We start from the raw sequence: 18,807 nt of genomic DNA, 5'->3' as shown, positions 1-18,807 counted from the left end.
TCCCCATCCCGTGCACCACGGTGCGCGTCCTCCACGGAGATCATCACCATGAGCAAGCGGAACACCCAGGCGGCGAAGACGGCGGCACGCGAGCGGCTGCGGGCCGAGCGCGAGCGCGAGGCCAAGCGGGCCAAGGTCAAGCGGCAGGTCACCGTCGCGCTGTCGGTCGTCGCCGTCCTCGCGGCGGCCGGCGGCATAGGTTACGCGGTCGTCCAGGCCAACAAGCCGGGGCACTGGGAGGCCGTCAAGGACCAGAAGCTCGTCAAGCCGGCCAACACCACCGGCGCGGACGGCACCACCGTCGTGATCGGCAAGAGCAGCGCCAAGAAGACCCTCGCGATGTACGAGGACCCGCGCTGCCCGGTCTGCGCGGCCTTCGAGCAGACGGTGGGCCAGACGGTGAAGAAGGACGTCGACGAGGGCAAGTTCAAGATCCAGTTCGTCGGCGCCACCTTCATCGACACGAACATCCCCGGTGAGGGCTCCCGCAACGCCCTCAGCGCGCTCGGCGCGGCGCTGAACGTCAGCCCCGAGGCGTTCGTCGAGTACAAGGCCGCGCTGTACTCGGCGAAGTACCACCCCGACGAGCAGGACGACAAGTTCAAGGACGACGCCTACCTGCTGAAGGTGGCGGACACGGTCGGCGCGCTGAAGAACAACGCCGCGTTCGAGAAGGCCGTCAAGGACGGGACCTACGACAAGTGGGCCCTGGTGATGAGCGAGAAGTTCGACACGGACGGCCAGAAGTACGGCTTCCAGGGCACCCCGACCCTCGTCATGGACGGCAAGAAGGTCACCGGCGCGGACGGCAAGAACGCGCCCATGTCGGTGGACGAGTTCAACACGGCGATCGACAAGGCGCTCAAGGGCTGACCCGGGTACCCCGGGCGGGTCCGACGCCCTGGGCGCTGATCCGACCGCGCACCCAACAGCGGGCGAACTTTTGCCGGTTCGCCCGCTGACGCGCATACCGATCAGTAACCTGATCGGTCGTGACCAGTCGATACAGAGCCGATTCCGATCTCGCCTCCGAGGCGAACTCCTTCACCCCTCGCCGCCGTACGGTCGTCAAGGCCGCGGCGGCGACGGCTGTCCTGGCCGGGCCGCTCGCCGCCGCCCTGCCCGCCCGTGCCGCGTCCGCGGCCCCCGCCTTCCTGCACGGCGTGGCCTCCGGCGACCCGCTGCCCGACGGCATCCTGCTGTGGACCCGGGTGACGCCCGCCCCGGAGGCGATACCGGGCTCAGGCGTGGGCCCGGACACCGAGGTGGCGTGGGTCGTCGCCACGGACCGGGCGCTGACCGACGTCGTCGCCCAGGGCTCGGTCACCGCGACCGCCGCCTGTGACCACACCGTCAAGGCCGACGTCCGCGGCCTGAAGCCGGCCACCGACTACTGGTTCCGCTTCTCCGCCGGCGGCACGGACTCCCCCGTGGCCCGCACCCGCACCACGCCCGCCGCCGACGCCGCCGTGGCCAACCTGCGGTTCGGCGTGGTCTCCTGCGCCAACTGGGAGGCCGGTCACTTCGCGGCGTACCGCCATCTCGCGGCCCGCTCCGACCTGGACGCCTGGCTGCACCTGGGCGACTACATCTACGAGTACAAGTCGGGCGAGTACGCGGCTCGCGGCACCGTCGTGCGGCCGCACGCGCCCGCGCACGAGATCCTCACCCTCGCCGACTACCGGATCCGGCACGCGACGTACAAGACCGACCCCGATCTGCAGGCGCTGCATCTGCGGGCGCCGGTCGTGGCGATCTGGGACGACCACGAGTTCGCCGACAACGCCTGGTCGGGCGGCGCGGTCAACCACACCGAGGGTGCCGAGGGCACCTGGGCCGCGCGCCAGGCCGCCGCCAAGCAGGCCTACTTCGAGTGGATGCCGGTGCGTCCGGCGCTGGCCGGCACCACCTACCGCAGGCTGCGCTTCGGCAAGCTCGCCGACCTGTCCCTGCTGGACCTGCGCTCCTTCCGCTCCCAGCAGGCGTCCACGGCCTCCGGTTCGGTGGACGACCCGGACCGCACGCTCACCGGCCGCGCGCAACTGGACTGGCTCAAGGCCGGGTTGAAGTCCTCGGACACCACCTGGCGGCTGGTCGGCAACTCGGTCATGATCTCGCCGTTCGCGATCGGCTCGCTCTCCGCGGATCTGCTGAAGCCGCTGGCCAAGCTGCTCGGGCTGCCGCAGGAGGGCATCGCCCTCAACACCGACCAGTGGGACGGCTACACCGACGACCGCCGTGAGCTGCTGGCCCATCTGCGCGCCAACGCCATCCGCAACACCGTCTTCCTGACCGGCGACATCCACATGGCGTGGGCCAACGACGTGCCGGTGGACGCCGGGACGTACCCGCTCTCCCCGTCGGCCGCCACGGAGTTCGTGGTCACCTCGGTGACGTCAGACAACCTCGACGACATCGTCAAGGCGCCCGAGGGCACGATCTCCGCGATCACCTCACCCGTGATCCGGGCCGCGAACCGGCACGTCCACTGGGTCGACACCGACCGGCACGGCTACGGCGTACTGGACCTCACCGCCGACCGGGCGCAGATGGACTACTACGTGCTGTCCGACCGCACCGACCCGGACGCGACCTCCACCTGGGTGCGTTCGTACCGCACCCGCAGCGGCACGCAGAAGGTCGAGCGAACCTACAACCCTGTGTGACAGCTGTGAGCGAAGGGCGGTTTTCAGCCATCGCAACGACTTCGTTGAATGGCTGACTTCTCGTCACGCCACCGCGGCGGGTGGTGTGATCCGCACTCGAATCCGGACACACCACCCGCCCCGGTACAGGGGTATCCCTATGAGCCGATGTGGCTTGATCACTGCTCTTCGCGCTTGGTCATGGGCACGTAATCTCCGGGCCACGACACAGGAAACCCCCCTGCGTCGCATACCCCACCGCCTCCACCAGGAGACACCCATGCGTGCGCTTGCCCGGATATCCCCCTCCACGCGCAGACGCCTGCTCGGCACCGCAGCCGTGGCCGGAACCCTGCTGCTCTCCCCGCTGTCGGCCCCCACCACCGTCGCCGCGGCCGCCCCGGCGGCCACCGCCTGCGCCGACAGCGGCAACGCCGCCGCCCGCGAGGCCCGCCCCGCGGCCGGACAGCACATCGCCGAGCCCAACGAGGTCACCGACGCCAAGGCCAAGGCCATGGACGCCGACCTGCACAAGAAGCTCGACCAGCTGCGCGCGAGCGGCCGCAGCTCGCTGGCGGCCACCTCCGCCACCATCCCGGTGTACTTCCACGTCGTCCACGACGGCGCCGCCGGCAACCTGAGCGCCACGGACATCAGCGCCCAGATGAACGTGCTGAACGCGGCGTACGCCGGGCAGGGCACCGGCAACAACGCCACCGGCTTCCAGTTCACGCTGGCCGGCACCGACTACACGGACAACGCCGCCTGGTACAACCTGACCGACGGCTCGGCCGAGGAGAAGGCGATGAAGACCGCCCTGCGCAAGGGCGGCGCGAACGCGCTCAACATCTACACCGCCAACCTCGGCGGCGGGCTGCTCGGCTGGGCCACCTTCCCCAGCTCCTACAAGTCCAGCCCGTCCATGGACGGCGTGGTCATCCTGGACGCCTCGCTGCCGGGCGGCTCCGCCGCCAACTACAACGAGGGCGACACCGCGACCCACGAAGTCGGCCACTGGATGGGCCTCTACCACACCTTCCAGGGCGGCTGCAGCGGCAACGGCGACTACGTCGACGACACCCCGGCCGAGAAGAGCGCCGCGTACCAGTGCCCGACCGGCCGGGACACCTGCACCAACAAGCCGGGCGCCGACCCGATCCACAACTTCATGGACTACACGTACGACGCGTGCATGTACCAGTTCACCGCCGGCCAGGTGACGCGCATGCAGCAGAGCTGGGCGGCCTACCGCGCGGCCGGATGAGCCTGACCCAGAGGCTCCGGATGAGCCTGACCTAGAGGCTGTCGAGGAAGCCGAGCGCCACCCGCCAGGTGGCCTCGGCCGCCTCCGCGTCGTGGTCCGGCAGACCGGGGTCGGTGTAGAGATGGCCGGCCCCGGCGTACCGGTACACCTCGACGTCCGCACCGGTCCGGCCCATCTGCAGATACCAGGCGCTCAGCCAGTCGTCCGTCTCGAAGGGGTCAGGCTCCGCCACGTGCAGCTGCACCGGCAACTCGTCCACCTGCGCGTTCGGCGCGATGTCCGACGTGCCGTGCAGCAGGAGCAGCCCGCGCGCCTTGTCGTCGCCGAGGGCGAGGGTCTGCGCGATGGACGCACCGAGCGAGAAACCGGCGTAGACCAGGCCCCGCTCCGAGTAGGGCGCGGCGGCCAGCACGGCCCGCTTGAGCAGCTCGTCCTTGCCGATCTCCTCCTTGTACGCCATGCCCTCCTCGACCGTGTCGAAGGTCCGTCCTCCGAAGAGGTCCGGGGTCCACACCTCGTGCCCGGCTTCCCGCAGCCGGTCCGCGGCCTCGCGCACCGCGGGGCGCAGGCCGTAGGTCGAGTGAAAGAGCATGATGTTCATGACCCCATGGTGCCGTACCCAGCCGGCCCCGGAACTCACATGTTCATGAGCGGCCGGGCCCGGTTAGGAGCCCAGGCATGGAAGACGTACTCCGCCCGCTGATCGTCATCGGCGGCTCAGTCGTCCTCACCCTGGCCATCGGCTGGGCCACGGACCGGCTGCTGCAGAAGGCCGACACCCGCACCCCGCACACCCCGCTGTGGGGTCTGCTGCGCCGGGGCCGCATCCCCTACCAGGTCGTGCTGGGCGCGGCCCTGCTCAGAGGGTCCTACGTCCAGGCCGGGGTGCTGCCCCACCACCGGGTCGGCGTCGGACAGACCCTGACCCTGGTGCTGATCGGCTCCACCGCCTGGCTGGTGATCCGGATCGCCGCCGCGGTCGTGGAGACCTCCTACACCCGCTACGCCAGCGCCCGTATGCACCGCGATCCCGCCCGGGTCCGCCGGGTGCGCACCCAGGCGACGCTGATCATGCGGGTGGTGTCGGCGCTGGTGGGTGTGGTGGCGGTCTCCGCGATGCTGCTGACGTTCCCCGAGATGCGTGCGGCCGGCGCCTCGCTGCTGGCCTCCGCCGGCATCATCGGCGTGGTCGCCGGTGTCGCCGCCCAGTCCACGCTGAGCAACATGTTCGCCGGCTTCCAGATCGCCTTCGGGGACATGGTGCGCATCGGGGACACCGTCGTGGTCGACGGCGAGTGGGGCACGGTGGAGGAGATCACGCTGACCTTCCTGACCGTGCGGACCTGGGACGAGCGCAGGATCACCATGCCGGTGTCGTACTTCACGTCCAAGCCGTTCGAGAACTGGTCGCGCGGCACCCCGCAGATGACCGGCACCGTCTTCTGGCATCTCGACCACTCAGCGCCGGTCGAGGCGATGCGCCAGAAGCTGCGGGACATCCTGCGCGAGTGCCCGGCCTGGGACGGCCGCGACTACAGCCTGGTCGTCACCGACTCCACGCCCAACACCCTCCAGGTACGGGCCCTGGTCACGGCCAAGGACGCCGACGACATCTTCACCGTGCGGGTCACCGTGCGCGAGCAGATGATCGCCTGGCTCTGCGACCAGCACCCCTACGCCCTGCCCCGCGTCAACACGGCGGACGCCGTACGCCCACCGGGCATACCCCCGGCCCGCACCGCACACCGCGCCTACGAGACGACTCCGCCCTCGGGCCGGGGCCGCGGCTGACGCGGCACAAAGGGGGCGCGGGGAACTGCGCGAGCATCCACGACGCACGCACACCCGGAACCCGACCTTGCGCCGCAGGCACCGCACCCGCAGGTCTCAGTGGCCGCGCTCCGCGCCCCCATTGACCTGAATGATCTGCGAGGTGATGTGCGCGGCGCCGGGTGAGGCCAGCCAGTGCAGCGTGGCCGCCACATCGCCGGGCGTGCCCGCGCGGCCGTTCGAGGTCTCCGCGATCCGCAGCGCCCGCCGCTCCTCGGTCATCGTGCCCCCGAAGAACTCGGTGTCCTCGATGTACCCGGGCGCGACGACGTTCACGGTGACTCCGCGCGGCCCCAGCTGCCGGGCCAGGTCGTGGGCGTACGGGTGCAGCGCGGCCTTGGCCGCCGCGTACGCCCCGCTGCCGGAACCGCGGTAGGCGGCGATGGAGCTGAGGAAGAGCAGCCGGCCGCCGGGGTCGGCGAGCCGGTTCTTGAGCGCCTCGGTGAGCAGCGCCGCGGTGAGCGTGTTCTGCCGGAAGTTGAGGTTCCAGTCGTGGGCGACCCGTTCCAGCGGATCATCGCTCTCGCCGGCCGGCTCCAGATAGCCGGCCCCGCCCGCGCTGTGGATCAGCACGTCCACGGTGCCGAACTCGTCGGCGACGAACCGCTCCACCCGCCGCACCTCGGCCGGCTCGCCGAGATCGGCCGCGAAGGTCAGCGCCCCCGGCACCCCGGCCTTGTCGAGCACCTCGGCCCGGCGCCCGAGCAGCAGCACCCGGTCCCCGTCCGCGGCGAACACCCGCGCCGCGGCGAGTCCGATGCCCGTTCCTCCACCACTGATCACGACGTTGCGAGTCATGATCCGATCATAGGCACCGGGCTCGCTGAGGCGGTGTCAGCGAAGTGAACGTACGTCCAGGTGCCGCAGCACCCGGTCCACGATCTCCGGATCCGCCCCCGGTTCGCTGCGCGCCGCCAGCACCTCGTGCCGCGCCGCGCTCAGCATCTCCTGCTGGATCCCGCGCACCCGCTTCAGCCGCCGCACCCGCTGCTCGTGCGCCTCGCGCCGCTCCTCCTCGCCGATGTCCGGGCTGATCCGCACGCCGATGTCGAAGGCCCGCCGCAGCATCTGCTCGGACAGCTCCTCCGGCAGCTCCTCCACCGCCTCGATCTCCCGCAGCCGTCGCTTGGCCGCCTTGGCCGCGCGGACGGCGAGCTCCTTCTCGAAGTCCTTCTCCCGCTCGGTGTCGGCCCGCACGCCGAGCCGCTTGACCAGCCATGGCAGGGTCAGCCCCTGCACCACCAGCGTCGCCATGATCACGCCGAAGGCGATGAACACGATCTCGTCGCGGTCCGGGAAGGGCCCGCCGTCGTCCGTCTTCAGCGGCACCGCCAGCGCCAGCGCCACGGAGGCCACGCCGCGCATCCCGGACCACCACATGACGACGGTCTCCCGCCAGCTCATCGGGATGTCCTCGTCGTAGTCGCGCCTGGCGTGCAGCCGCTTGGTCAGCCAGGTCGCCGGCAGCAGCCACGCCAGCCGGACGAGGATCACCACACCGACCACGGTGCCGGCCCAGCCGAGCATCTCGCCCCAGCGCCCGGACGCGGTGCGGATCGCGTTGTGCAGCTCCAGGCCGATCAGCCCGAAGGCGACGCCGGTGACGAGCGTGTCGACGATGTCCCAGAAGGTGTGCCCGGCGAGCCGGGTCATCACGTCGTCGGCGTCCGTCGCGTACTCCGCGAGGAAGAGGGCCGTCATCAGCACGGCCAGCACCCCCGACCCGTGCAGCTCCTCGGCGAGCACGTAGGAGGCGTACGGCACCAGCAGGGTCATCCCGATCTGCAGGGTGGCGTCGCCGAGCAGGTCCATCAGTTTGTTGGCGCTCCAGCCGAGCGCCAGGCCGATGGCGATCGCGACGACGGCGGAGAGCAGGAAGTCGAGACCGGCCCGCCACGGAGAGAAGGTGCCGCTGACCGCGGCGGCGATGGCGACGTGGTAGAGCACGATGGCCGTCACGTCGTTGAACAGGCCCTCGCCCTCGAGGATCGACACCAGACGGCGCGGCAGCCCGAGCTGGCCGGCGACGGCGGTCGCCGCGACCGGGTCGGGCGGCGCGACCAGCGCGCCCAGTGCGACCGCGGCGGCGAGCGGCAGCCCCGGCACGATGGAGTGGGCGACGGTGGCCACGCACAGCGTGGTGACGAACACCAGCGCGACCGCGAGCAGGAAGATGGGCCGTCTGTTGGCCGCGAACTGCCGCCAGGACGTCCGCCGCACGGCCGCGTACAGCAGCGGCGGCAGCAGCGTGGGCAGGATCAGATCCGGCGGGATGTCGACATTCGGCACGAAGTCCAGTACGGCGAGGACCACACCGAGGATCGTCATCAGCACCGGTGCCGGCAGCCCCCACCGGTCCCCGGCCGGGACGCTGATCACGGCCCCGAGCAACAGCACGAACAACAGGGCCAACTGATCCACGGTCAGCGCTCCGGGAGACGAGACGACGGGGCTACGCGAGTCGGACGATCAAGAGCGCCCAGACGTCCAGCCTGCCACGCCTGCCGCTTTTGTCGCCCTCAGCACACGGAGTACCCCGGCGGTCGACAAGCGCGCACACCGCTCAGAGCACGCGGCGCATGGCCCGGTGCGGGATGCCGGCGTCCGGGAACTCGGGGCCGTACACCTCGTAGCCGAGGCGCTCGTAGAAGCCCGTAGCGTGCGTCTGCGCGTGCAGGTCCACGGCCGTCAGGCCACGCGCGCGTGCCGCCTCCTCGATGGCCCGCACCAGCGCCGCGCCGACGCCGAGCCCGCGGGCCGCCTGGGTCACGGCGAGCCGGCCGAGGGAGCCGACCGCCGGGTCGCCGCCGTTCTTGGCGGCGGCCGCCTCGCCGTACAGCAGGCGTCCGGTGCCGAGCGGCACCCCGTCCGCGCGGACCGCCAGGACGTGCACGGCACCGGGGTCGTAGGCGTCGTACTCGATGTCCTCGGGGACGCCCTGCTCGCGCACGAAGACGTCCTTGCGCACCGCGAAGCACGCCTCGCGGTCGGCCGGGTCCTCGGCGACCCGGACCTCGTAAGCTTCCGCACTCATGCGTAGGTCTCCTCCCGGACCTGGTCCAGGGCGCGCTGCAGGTCCTCGGGGTAGTCGCTGGCGAACTCCACCCACTCGCCGCTGCCCGGGTGCTCGAAGCCGAGCCGTACGGCGTGCAGCCACTGGCGGGTGATGCGCAGCCGCTTGGCGAGGGTGGGGTCGGCGCCGTAGGTGAGGTCACCGACGCAGGGATGGCGGTGGGCGGCCATGTGCACGCGGATCTGGTGCGTGCGGCCGGTCTCCAGCTTCACGTCGAGCAGGGAGGCCGCGCGGAACGCCTCGATGAGGTCGTAATGCGTGACGGACGGCTTGCCCTCTGCCGTCACCGCCCACTTGTAGTCGTGGTTCGGGTGGCGGCCGATGGGCGCGTCGATGGTGCCGCTGGTCGGGTCCGGGTGGCCCTGGACGAGCGTGTGGTAGCGCTTGTCGACCGTGCGCTCCTTGAACTGGCGCTTGAGTGAGGTGTACGCGTACTCGGACTTGGCGACCACCATCAGGCCGGACGTGCCGACGTCCAGGCGGTGCACGATGCCCTGGCGCTCGGCGGCGCCGGAGGTGGAGATCCGGTAGCCGGCCGCGGCGAGTCCGCCGATGACCGTGGGGCCGCTCCAGCCGGGGCTGGGATGGGCCGCGACGCCGACCGGCTTGACGATCACGACCACGTCGTCGTCGTCGTGCACGATCTCCATGCCCTCGACCGGCTCGGCGACGACCTGCACCGGCGCGGGCGCCTGCGGCATCTCGACCTCGAGCCAGGCCCCGCCGTGCACCCGCTCCGACTTTCCGACCACCGCCCCGTCGACCGTGACCTTCCCGGCCGCGGCCAGCTCGGCCGCCTTGGTGCGGGAGAAGCCGAACATGCGGGAGATGGCGGCGTCGACGCGCTCGCCCTCCAGGCCGTCGGGCACGGGCAGGTTACGGATCTCGGGAAGCGTACTCACCCGTCGAGTATGCCGGACGGGGCCGACAGCCCCGAACGCCCGTCCCGGCGCCTCAGTCCTTGTGGACGGTGCCGTCCGGGTCGAGTCCCTTGAAGGAGAGCAGCACGATCAGGATGCCGCCGCACACGATCGCCGAGTCGGCGAGGTTGAACACGGCGAAGTGCTTGGGCGCGATGAAGTCCACGACGGCGCCCTCGAACACCCCCGGGGTGCGGAAGATCCGGTCGGTGAGGTTGCCGAGCGCGCCGCCGAGCAGCAGGCCCAGCGCGATCGCCCAGGGCAGGCTGTACAGCTTGCGCGCGAGCCGGGCGATGACGACGATCACGGCCGCCGCGATCACCGTGAAGATCACGGTGAAGGCCTCACCGAAGCCGAACGCGGCGCCCGCGTTGCGGATCGCGTCCAGCTTCAGCCAGTCACCGATGATCTCGATCGGGGCGTGGTGCTCCAGCTTCGCGACCACGAGCATCTTGCTGACCAGGTCGACCAGGTACGCGAAGGCGGCGACCGCGAACAGCACGGCGATCCGCCGCCCGCCCTGGGGCCGCGCGTCGGCCCCGGCCCGCCCGTCCGAACCGGACGACTGGTCCGGTTCGGATCCCGGCGCCTCAGGAGTCTCCGGCGTACCGATGATGCGCTCCGCCTCTGCCACGTGAGTCCCTCAACCTAGGTACCTGACTGAGGACGAGGGTACGGCACGCCCACCGGCACCCCGATACCCATCAGTACCCATCAGTACCTGCGCTCCTGCTTCTGCTTGCACTCCACGCAGAGGGTGGCGCGCGGGAACGCCTGCATGCGGGCCTTGCCAATCGGGTTGCCGCAGTTCTCGCACAGGCCGTAGGTGCCCGCGTCGAGCCGTTCCATGGCGTGCTCGATCTGCGTGAGCATCTCGCGCGCGTTGGCGGCCAGCGCCAGCTCGTGCTCGCGGGTGATGTTCTTGGTGCCGGTGTCCGCCTGGTCGTCGCCGGCGCCGTCCCCCGAGTCCCGCATGAGCCCGGCCAGGGACTTCTCCGAGGAGTCCAGCTCCGCGCGCAGCCGGTCCCCCTCGGCCTGCAGCTCCGAGCGGGCCTCCTCGACCTCCTGAGGGGTCCAGGGGTCCTCGCCGGGGCGCACCGCCAGGTCGCCCGGTTCCGCCGCGGCGACGCGTGCCTTGGGCACGGCGGTCGTGGCCGCCGTGGCCGTGCCAGGAGTCTTCTTCGCAACCACCGTCGTGGCTCCCGTCTGCTCCGCGGCCGCAGCCGCGCCCACCTTCTTGGCCGTGCTCTTCTTACGGGTCGTGCTGTTGCCCGTGCTCTTCGCCCGGGCCGTGCCGGTCGCGCCGCGGGGTGTGCCGGTCGCGTCGGCCGCGGCCTTCGGGGCCGCGGCCTTCTCCGCCGCGGCCGCTTCGGCGCCGGCCATGTGAGCCGCGGTCTTCTCGGCAGCGTTCTTTTGGGCCGGGGCCGTCCCGGCGCCGGTCGTCTTCGCCGCGGTCTTCTCGGCCGGGGCTGTCCCGGCCCGGGTCGTCCTGCGGACGGTCGTCTCCCCGGCTGTCTTCTTGGCCGGGGTCGTCTCGGGCGGGGTCGTCTTGGCGGTCCCCTTCTTCGCGACGCCCTCGGTCACCGCTGTGGTCTTCTTCGCCGTCGCCTTCCCCGGCGGTTCCTTCCCCTCCGTGGTCTTCCTCGTCTCGCTCTTCTTCCCTGCCGCCTTCTTCGACGCCGCCTTGTCGACCGCCGCCGTCCTCTCCACCGCCGCCTTCGGTGCCGCCGCCGTCTTGCGCGCCGTCGCCTTCGGTGCCGCCGTCACCTTCTTGGTCGCCGCCTTCCCCGCCGCCGTCTTCTCTGCCCCGGCAGACCGCGCGGCAGACCTCCCCTGTGCCGACGTCTTCGTCAGGGGTGCCTTCTTCGCGGGCGTCTTCTGATCGGCCGCCTTCTTGCCGGCGGTCTCCTTCGTGGCCGTCTTCTTCACCGTGCCGGCTCTCCCCGCAGCCGTTTTCCCCGCGGCAGCGGTCCCGGCGGCCGTCTTCCGCCCACTCACGTCCTTGGCCGCACCGCCGGAGGCCTGCGTGGGCCCGCGGGACGCCGACTGCTGTACGGCGGTCTTTTTAGCCACCATGGCCGCGGCCCCTTCACATATTGTGATCTTGCGCGCGAATCGTGCTGGGACGATAAATCGACTTGAGTCCCGCGGCAACGGGGCACGCCGCCCGATTCGCCCACCCCGCGCCCCCCACGCGGCAGGTCTGCATGCGTTGTGCCCAGCTCTCCGCCGGGTATGCCGCGCAGCGACAGGTACCGGTATCCGGCCACCCGGCGCCTGCCCATTCGGGTCACGGCCGCGGCCCCCGCCCCTGCGTCCCGCCCGCGCGGAACGGGGCCGCCGCGGGAAAACCGGTCGGCCGCTGTCCGAGCGGCGCCGTACACTGGGCGCAGCGAAAAGCGTGGATGGGGACGAGTAGCGGCGTACGCAGCCCAGAGCGACCCGGGGACGGTGTGAGCCCGGGGGCGAGCGCGACGTGAAGATCACCCCGGAGCCGCCGGAAGAACACCCCGTAGGGGTCAGTAGACCCGGCATCGCGACCCCAATGAGGGGGCTCACCGGTGCACACGACGCGCCGGGGGGCCAAGGAGGGTGGTACCGCGGGAGCGCGCCGACAGCGGCGCAAGGCACGACAGGCTCTCGTCCCTCCGACGGAAGACAGAAAGTCCGTTGGAGGAAGCTCGCAGATGACAGCGCCGACGTACCGCCAGGTGCCCGCCCAGGTCGACCTGCCCGCGCTCGAGCACGCCGTGCTCGACTTCTGGCGCGAGCACAAGATCTTCGCCAAGAGCCTGGAGCAGTCCGAGGGCCGCCCCGAATGGGTGTTCTACGAGGGCCCGCCCACCGCCAACGGCATGCCCGGCGCGCACCACATCGAGGCGCGCGTCTTCAAGGACGTCTTCCCCCGCTTCCGCACCATGCGCGGCTACCACGTGGGCCGCAAGGCCGGCTGGGACTGCCACGGCCTGCCGGTGGAGCTGGCGGTGGAGAAGGAGCTGGGCTTCTCCGGCAAGCAGGACATCGAGGCGTACGGCATCGCCGCGTTCAACGACAAGTGCCGCGAGTCCGTGACCCGGCACACCGACGCGTTCGCCGAGCTGACGACGCGAATGGGCTACTGGGTCGACCTCGACGACGCCTACCGGACCATGGACCCCGAGTACGTGGAGTCCGTGTGGTGGTCTCTGAAGGAGATCTTCAACAAGGGTCTCCTCGTCCAGGACTACCGCGTCGCCCCCTGGTGCCCGCGGTGCGGCACCGGCCTGTCCGACCACGAGCTGGCCCAGGGCTACGAGACGGTCATCGACCCGTCGGTGTACGTCCGCTTCCCGCTGACCTCCGGCCCGCTGGCCGGCGAGGCCGCGCTGCTGGTGTGGACGACGACCCCGTGGACCCTGGTGTCCAACACGGCCGTCGCCGCACACCCCGAGGTCACCTACGTCGTCGCCACCGACGGCGAGGAGAAGCTCGTCGTCGCCGAGCCGCTGCTCGCCAAGGCCCTCGGCGAGGGCTGGGAGAGCACCGGCCAGACCTTCACCGGCGCCGAGATGGAGCGCTGGGCCTACCAGCGCCCCTTCGAGCTCGTCGAGTTCCCGGAGCCTGCGCACTTCGTGGTGAACGCCGAGTACGTGACCACCGAGGACGGTACGGGTCTGGTCCACCAGTCCCCCGCCTTCGGTGAGGACGACCTCAAGGTCTGCCGCTCCTACGGCCTGCCGGTGGTCAACCCGGTCCGCCCGGACGGCACCTTCGAGGAGGACGTCCCGCTGGTCGGCGGAATCTTCTTCAAGAAGGCCGACGAGAAGCTCACCGAGGACCTCGGCGAGCGCGGCCTGCTCTTCAAGCACCTGCCGTACGAGCACAGCTACCCGCACTGCTGGCGCTGCCACACCGCGCTGCTGTACTACGCGCAGCCGTCCTGGTACATCCGCACCACGGCGATCAAGGACCGCCTGATCGCGGAGAACGAGAAGACCAACTGGTTCCCGGAGACGGTCAAGCACGGCCGCTTCGGCGACTGGCTGAACAACAACATCGACTGGGCGCTCTCCCGCAACCGCTACTGGGGCACGCCGCTGCCGATCTGGCGCTGCGAGGACGGCCACCTCACCTGCGTCGGCTCCCGCGCGGAGCTGTCCGAGCTGTCCGGCACCGACCAGTCCGAGCTGGACCCGCACCGTCCGTACATCGACGACGTGACCTTCGCCTGCCCGCACGAGGGCTGCGGCGCGACGGCCACGCGCGTGCCGGAGGTCATCGACGCCTGGTACGACTCGGGTTCGATGCCGTTCGCGCAGTGGGGCTACCCGTACAAGAACAAGGAGCTGTTCGAGAGCCGGTACCCGGCGCAGTTCATCTCCGAGGCGATCGACCAGACCCGCGGCTGGTTCTACACGCTGATGGCGGTCGGCACGCTCGTCTTCGACCAGTCGTCGTACGAGAACGTCGTCTGCCTGGGCCACATCCTCGCCGAGGACGGCCGCAAGATGTCCAAGCACCTGGGCAACATCCTGCAGCCGATCCCGCTCATGGACCAGCACGGCGCGGACGCGGTGCGCTGGTTCATGGCGGCCGGCGGCTCCCCGTGGGCGGCGCGCCGCGTGGGCCACGGCACCATCCAGGAGGTCGTCCGCAAGACGCTCCTCACGTACTGGAACACGGTCGCCTTCCAGGCCTTGTACGCGCGCACGTCCGGCTGGGCGCCCAGCGAGGCCGACCCGGCGCCGGCCGAGCGCCCGCTGCTGGACCGCTGGCTGCTGAGCGAGCTGCACGCGCTGACCGACCAGGTCACCCAGGCGCTGGAGGCGTACGACACCCAGCGCGCCGGCAAGCTGCTGTCGGCGTTCGTCGACGACCTGTCGAACTGGTACGTGCGCCGCTCGCGCCGCCGGTTCTGGCAGGGCGACAAGGCGGCGCTGCGCACGCTGCACGAGGTGCTGGAGACGGTCACCAAGCTGATGGCGCCGATCACCCCGTTCATCACCGAGCGGGTGTGGCAGGACCTGATCGTCCCGGTCACCCCGGGTGCGCCGGAGTCCGTGCATCTGTCCGGCTGGCCCGAGGCGGACCTGTCGGCGATCGACCCGCGGCTGTCGCAGCAGATGGTCCTGGTCCGCCGGCTGGTGGAGCTGGGCCGCGCCACGCGCGCGGAGTCCGGCGTGAAGACGCGTCAGCCGCTGTCCCGCGCGCTGATCGCTGCGGCGGGCTTCGACGCGCTAGACCCGGAACTGCACACGCAGATCACCGAGGAGCTGAACGTCTCCGCCCTTGCCTCGCTGTCCGAAGTCGGTGGCTCGCTGGTCGACACCACGGCGAAGGCGAACTTCCGGGCGCTGGGCAAGCGGTTCGGCAAGCGGGTGCAGGACGTGGCGAAGGCGATCGCGAACGCCGACGCGGCTGCGCTGTCGCTGGCGCTGCGCGAGGGCAGGGCGTCGGTCGAGGTCGACGGCGAGACGGTCGAGCTGGCTCCGGACGAGGTGATCATCACGGAGACGCCGCGTGAGGGCTGGTCGGTGGCCTCCGACTCCGGCGCCACGGTGGCGCTGGACCTGGAGATCACGGAGGGGCTGCGGCAGGCGGGCCTGGCCCGTGACGCGATCCGCCTGATCCAGGAGGCCCGCAAGAACAGCGGCCTGGATGTCGCGGACCGGATCGCGCTGCGGTGGGTCTCGACCGACCCGGCGGTGATCGCCGCACTGGCCGAGCATGCGGAACTGATCGCCGAGGAGGTCCTGTCGACCGACTTCGCCCAGGGCGAGGCGGACGACCGCTTCGGTGAGCCGTTCACCGACGAGGGACTGTCGCTCACGTTCCGGCTGCGGAAGGCGTAAGCGCCGAGCGGATCGAGAAGGGCCCGGTCTCCAAGTGAGGGGATCGGGCCCTTCTTGGTCTGTCCCGTTGGCCTGACCACTGTGCGCGGTTCCCCGCGCCCCTCAGAGGCGGTCACCTGCACCGGTACCTCAGACGCAACCCGCGTAAAAAGGGCGGGCCCCCAGGACCGAAGTCCGGGGGGCCCGCCCTAGTGACGTTGCCGACGCCGTTGTCGTACTCGCCTCAGCGGCCCGTCAGTTGTCGTCCTCGTCGATCAGGAAACCGCGCATCGGCGACGGGGCCTGGCCCATCGGGGACGGGCCCTGCGGGCGGACCGGCGCCATCGGCTGGGTCATCGCCGGCGACATCTGCTGCTGGCCGCCGTAGGACGGGCCAGACGGGCCGGAGTTGCCGCCCATCGTCTGGTTGCCACCGTACGACGGGGCGCTCGCGCCGGCCGGAGCCATGGAGGGCGCCGGCGACGGCGGCAGCGACGCCGTCGCCGGGGTGCGCGGCGGGGCCAGCGAGTCGTCGGCCTGGGTCTCCAGCTGACGCAGCTGCGACTCCAGGTACGACTTCAGTCGCGTGCGGTACTCGCGCTCGAAGCCGCGCAGGTCCTCGACCTTGCGCTCCAGCGTGGCGCGCGCGGACTCCAGGGAGCCCATGGCGACACGGTGCTTCTCCTGCGCGTCCCGCTCCAGGGCGTCGGCCTTGGCACGGGCGTCACGCTCGAGACCCTCGGCACGCGAACGCGCCTCGCCGACGATCTTGTTGGCCTCCTGACGGGCCTCGGCGATCGCCTGGTCGGCGGTCTGCTGGGCCAGCGACAGGACACGGGCGGCACTGTCGCCACCGGGGCCCTGACCCATTCCGCCGGGACCCTGACCCATCGGACCGGGGCCGCCCATGGGGCCACCCATCGGGCCGCCGGGGCCCATCTGGCCCTGCATCGGACCCTGGCCCATCGGACCGGGACCCATCTGGCCGGGACCCTGCGGACCCTGACCGCCCGGACCGGCCGGCAGCTGCGGGGCACCGCTCGGCAGCTGGGGCGGGCCGCCCATGGGGCCGCCCATCTGCTGCTGCGGCGGGCCCGATATTCCGGCGGGCACCGGCTGGCCGGGACCTCGCATGCCCTGCGGCGGCTGCTGCTGCTGGTCCTGCTGGTCCTGAGGCTTGCGCATGTTCTGCTGGTTCTGCGCGGCCGCGCGCGTGGCGGCGGCCAGCTTGGCGCGCAGGTCCTCGTTCTCGCGGAGCAGGCGGGTCAGTTCGGCTTCGACCTCGTCGAGGAAGGCATCGACCTCGTCCTCGTCATAGCCTTCTCGGAGGCGGACGGTCGTGAACTGCTTGTTCCGCACGTCCTCGGGGGTCAACGGCATCTCTTCACCTCAACGTAGTCATCGGCAGTCGGCAAGACCGTATCGTCCACATTCACCTCGCGAAGCTGCCCACGATGGAGATCAGGATGTAGACGATGATCATCAGTACGAAGAAGGACAGGTCGAGCGCCACGCCCCCGAGACGCAGCGGCGGAATGAACCGCCGCAGAAGCTTCAACGGTGGATCGGTGACAGTGTAGGTGGCCTCCAGGACGACCACCATCGCCTTGCCGGGTTGCCACGAGCGGGCGAACTGGAAGACGTAGTCCATGACCAACCGGAAGATCAGCACGACGAGGAACACCATCAGCGCGATGTAGATCACCTGCGCGAACACGCTCATGGCTGGTGCTTCCCTCTCCCCTGTTTCGTACTGCGTTTCCGGTCGTGCGTCTCAGCTCTGGTTGAAGAACCCGCCTTCTGCGATGCGGGCCTTGTCCTCCGCCGTGACATCGACGTTAGCAGGCGACAACAGGAACACCTTCTGCGTCACCCGCTCGATGCTGCCGTGAAGACCAAACACCAAACCGGCCGCAAAGTCGACAAGTCGCTTCGCGTCTGTGTCATCCATCTCAGTCAGATTCATGATCACCGGGGTGCCCTCACGGAAGTGTTCCCCGATGGTACGGGCCTCGTTGTAGGTCCGCGGGTGAAGTGTGGTGATCCGGTACGGCTCTCGTTCCGACACGACCTTGGGCATGATCACCGGTGCGTTCTTCTCCAGGGACTGACGTTCTTGTGTGATGGATGACACGGGCGCGATGCGCGCCGGGCGGCTGGATTCCGCGGGGAGCGAAGCGGCGCGTGCCACCGGCTCACGCGGGGCGGGCGGTTGGACGATTCGCACCTCTTCGTCCCTTTGGGACTGATGCGCACCGTGAGACTGGTGGGACGGCTCGTGCCGTCGGTGATCCCGCTCGGGCTCCGGGTCCAGCTCGGGCTCGAAGTCGTCATCGGGGTCGAATCCCCGGCCGTCGTACCCATCGTCCTCCACGAGGCCGAGGTAGACCGCCATCTTGCGCATCGCGCCGGCCATGCTCTGAGTCCTCCGCTCTGTGGTGGATCGGCTGACGCCTGCCGAGTGCCTGCGATCCACGTGGTCCTTCTGCCCGCTTTTCAGCGGAAATGACCATATTTTCTGCTGTGGTCCGACTTCTTGGCGACGTTACCGGAGCCTGGGGCGGACTCCGAGTACCGCCGTACCGACGCGCACGTGTGTCGCCCCGACCGCCACGGCCTCCTCGAGGTCCGCACTCATCCCTGCCGAGACCATGGTTGCAGTCGGATGGGTCCGGCGCAGGTCAGTCGACAAATCCATCAACCGCTCGAACGCCGCGCGTTGGCGACCGGCGTACTCCCCGGTGAGCGGGGCGACGGTCATCAGGCCGTCGAGCCGCAGCCCCGGCGAGGCGGCGACGAGGTCGGCCAACTCTTCGATTCCGGCGGGAGCCACGCCCCCGCGCTCCCCCCTCCCGCTCGCGCCCGCGTCGAGCGCGACCTGGAGGAGGCAGCCGATCTCCCGACCGGCCCGCACGGCCTCCTTCGACAGAGCCGTGACGAGCTTGGCTCGGTCGACGGACTGCACGAGATCGGCATAACCGACCACGGAACGTACCTTGTTGGTCTGCAACTGACCGACGAAGTGCCACGAGAGGGGCAGATCCGCGCACTCGGCAGCCTTGGGCGCCGCGTCCTGGTCGCGGTTCTCCGCGACATGGCGCACCCCGAGCTCCGCGAGAATCCGCACGTCACCCGCCGGATAGGTCTTGGTGACCACGATCAGGGTCACCTCGTCACGCGGGCGCCCGGCCGCCGCGCACGCGGCGGCGATGCGCTCCTCCACCTTCGCCAGATTCCCGGCGAGTTCGTCCTTGCGGTCCGTCAT

Annotated in this window: 16 protein-coding genes; 5 read left to right on the top strand and 11 right to left on the bottom strand. The window is 70.6% G+C overall.

Annotated features, from left to right (window positions below):
* Positions 1-48: 48 nt before the first annotated feature.
* The 3 genes from ACF1GV_RS04965 to ACF1GV_RS04955 all read left to right on the top strand — a co-directional run bounded on the left by ACF1GV_RS04965 (position 49) and on the right by ACF1GV_RS04955 (position 3,909).
* Positions 49-873, top strand: coding sequence for a DsbA family protein (locus ACF1GV_RS04965; RefSeq protein ID WP_391677905.1), 825 nt, complete (start codon positions 49-51; stop codon positions 871-873).
* Positions 874-992: 119 nt separating this feature from the next.
* Complete coding sequence (locus tag ACF1GV_RS04960) at positions 993-2,666, top strand: alkaline phosphatase D family protein (protein ID WP_391677903.1); 1,674 nt, start codon at positions 993-995, stop codon at positions 2,664-2,666.
* Positions 2,667-2,925: 259 nt separating this feature from the next.
* Positions 2,926-3,909 (top strand): zinc metalloprotease, encoded by a 984-nt coding sequence (locus ACF1GV_RS04955; RefSeq protein WP_391677902.1) that lies wholly within the window; start codon positions 2,926-2,928, stop codon positions 3,907-3,909.
* A gap of 31 nt (positions 3,910-3,940) precedes the next feature.
* Here the strand turns inward: ACF1GV_RS04955 and ACF1GV_RS04950 are convergent, their stop codons facing one another.
* On the bottom strand, positions 3,941-4,510 hold the full coding sequence (locus ACF1GV_RS04950; protein ID WP_391677901.1) for a dienelactone hydrolase family protein: 570 nt from the start codon (positions 4,508-4,510) through the stop codon (positions 3,941-3,943).
* Between the two features lie 77 nt (positions 4,511-4,587).
* Between ACF1GV_RS04950 and ACF1GV_RS04945 the strand changes: the two genes are divergently transcribed.
* Positions 4,588-5,700, top strand: a complete 1,113-nt coding sequence (locus ACF1GV_RS04945) for a mechanosensitive ion channel family protein (RefSeq protein ID WP_391677899.1) — start codon at positions 4,588-4,590, stop codon at positions 5,698-5,700.
* A 96-nt stretch (positions 5,701-5,796) separates the two neighbouring features.
* On the opposite strand, the gene ACF1GV_RS04940 is transcribed toward ACF1GV_RS04945, so the two are convergent.
* The 6 genes from ACF1GV_RS04940 to ACF1GV_RS04915 form a co-directional block, all read right to left on the bottom strand.
* Positions 5,797-6,537 carry an SDR family NAD(P)-dependent oxidoreductase gene (locus tag ACF1GV_RS04940; protein WP_391677897.1) on the bottom strand — a complete coding sequence of 247 codons (741 nt, stop codon included), beginning with the start codon at positions 6,535-6,537 and terminating at the stop codon, positions 5,797-5,799.
* Between the two features lie 36 nt (positions 6,538-6,573).
* Positions 6,574-8,160 (bottom strand): Na+/H+ antiporter, encoded by a 1,587-nt coding sequence (locus ACF1GV_RS04935; protein ID WP_391677895.1) that lies wholly within the window; start codon positions 8,158-8,160, stop codon positions 6,574-6,576.
* Between the two features lie 142 nt (positions 8,161-8,302).
* Positions 8,303-8,773: a GNAT family N-acetyltransferase gene (locus tag ACF1GV_RS04930; RefSeq protein ID WP_391677893.1), complete on the bottom strand. Its 471-nt coding sequence runs from the start codon at positions 8,771-8,773 to the stop codon at positions 8,303-8,305.
* Positions 8,770-9,714 (bottom strand): RluA family pseudouridine synthase, encoded by a 945-nt coding sequence (locus ACF1GV_RS04925; RefSeq protein WP_391677892.1) that lies wholly within the window; start codon positions 9,712-9,714, stop codon positions 8,770-8,772. The genes ACF1GV_RS04930 and ACF1GV_RS04925 overlap by 4 nt, the downstream gene beginning before the upstream one ends.
* A 52-nt stretch (positions 9,715-9,766) precedes the next feature.
* On the bottom strand, positions 9,767-10,366 hold the full coding sequence (lspA, locus tag ACF1GV_RS04920; RefSeq protein ID WP_391677891.1) for a signal peptidase II: 600 nt from the start codon (positions 10,364-10,366) through the stop codon (positions 9,767-9,769).
* 80 nt (positions 10,367-10,446) lie between these two features.
* Entirely contained in the window at positions 10,447-11,808 is a 1,362-nt protein-coding gene (locus tag ACF1GV_RS04915) for a TraR/DksA C4-type zinc finger protein (protein ID WP_391677889.1), read from the bottom strand.
* Positions 11,809-12,419: 611 nt separating this feature from the next.
* Here ACF1GV_RS04915 and ileS point away from each other — a divergent pair.
* Entirely contained in the window at positions 12,420-15,563 is a 3,144-nt protein-coding gene (gene ileS, locus ACF1GV_RS04910) for an isoleucine--tRNA ligase (protein ID WP_391677887.1), read from the top strand.
* 234 nt (positions 15,564-15,797) lie between these two features.
* Here the strand turns inward: ileS and ACF1GV_RS04905 are convergent, their stop codons facing one another.
* The 4 genes from ACF1GV_RS04905 to ACF1GV_RS04890 all read right to left on the bottom strand — a co-directional run bounded on the left by ACF1GV_RS04905 (position 15,798) and on the right by ACF1GV_RS04890 (position 18,807).
* A complete protein-coding gene (locus ACF1GV_RS04905; protein WP_363267187.1) occupies positions 15,798-16,922 on the bottom strand; it encodes a DivIVA domain-containing protein in 1,125 nt (374 codons plus the stop codon).
* 52 nt (positions 16,923-16,974) lie between these two features.
* A complete protein-coding gene (locus ACF1GV_RS04900) occupies positions 16,975-17,265 on the bottom strand; it encodes a YggT family protein (protein ID WP_363267186.1) in 291 nt (96 codons plus the stop codon).
* 51 nt (positions 17,266-17,316) lie between these two features.
* Complete coding sequence (locus ACF1GV_RS04895; RefSeq protein WP_103782991.1) at positions 17,317-17,958, bottom strand: cell division protein SepF; 642 nt, start codon at positions 17,956-17,958, stop codon at positions 17,317-17,319.
* A gap of 129 nt (positions 17,959-18,087) precedes the next feature.
* Positions 18,088-18,807, bottom strand: coding sequence for a YggS family pyridoxal phosphate-dependent enzyme (locus tag ACF1GV_RS04890; protein ID WP_391677886.1), 720 nt, complete (start codon positions 18,805-18,807; stop codon positions 18,088-18,090).

It is taken from the genome of Streptomyces sp. NPDC014006, assembly GCF_043088925.1.
In the GTDB taxonomy this organism is placed as follows: domain Bacteria; phylum Actinomycetota; class Actinomycetes; order Streptomycetales; family Streptomycetaceae; genus Streptomyces.
Note: the sequence above shows the minus strand (reverse complement) of the source record. Positions and strands in the feature narration are given on the sequence as shown.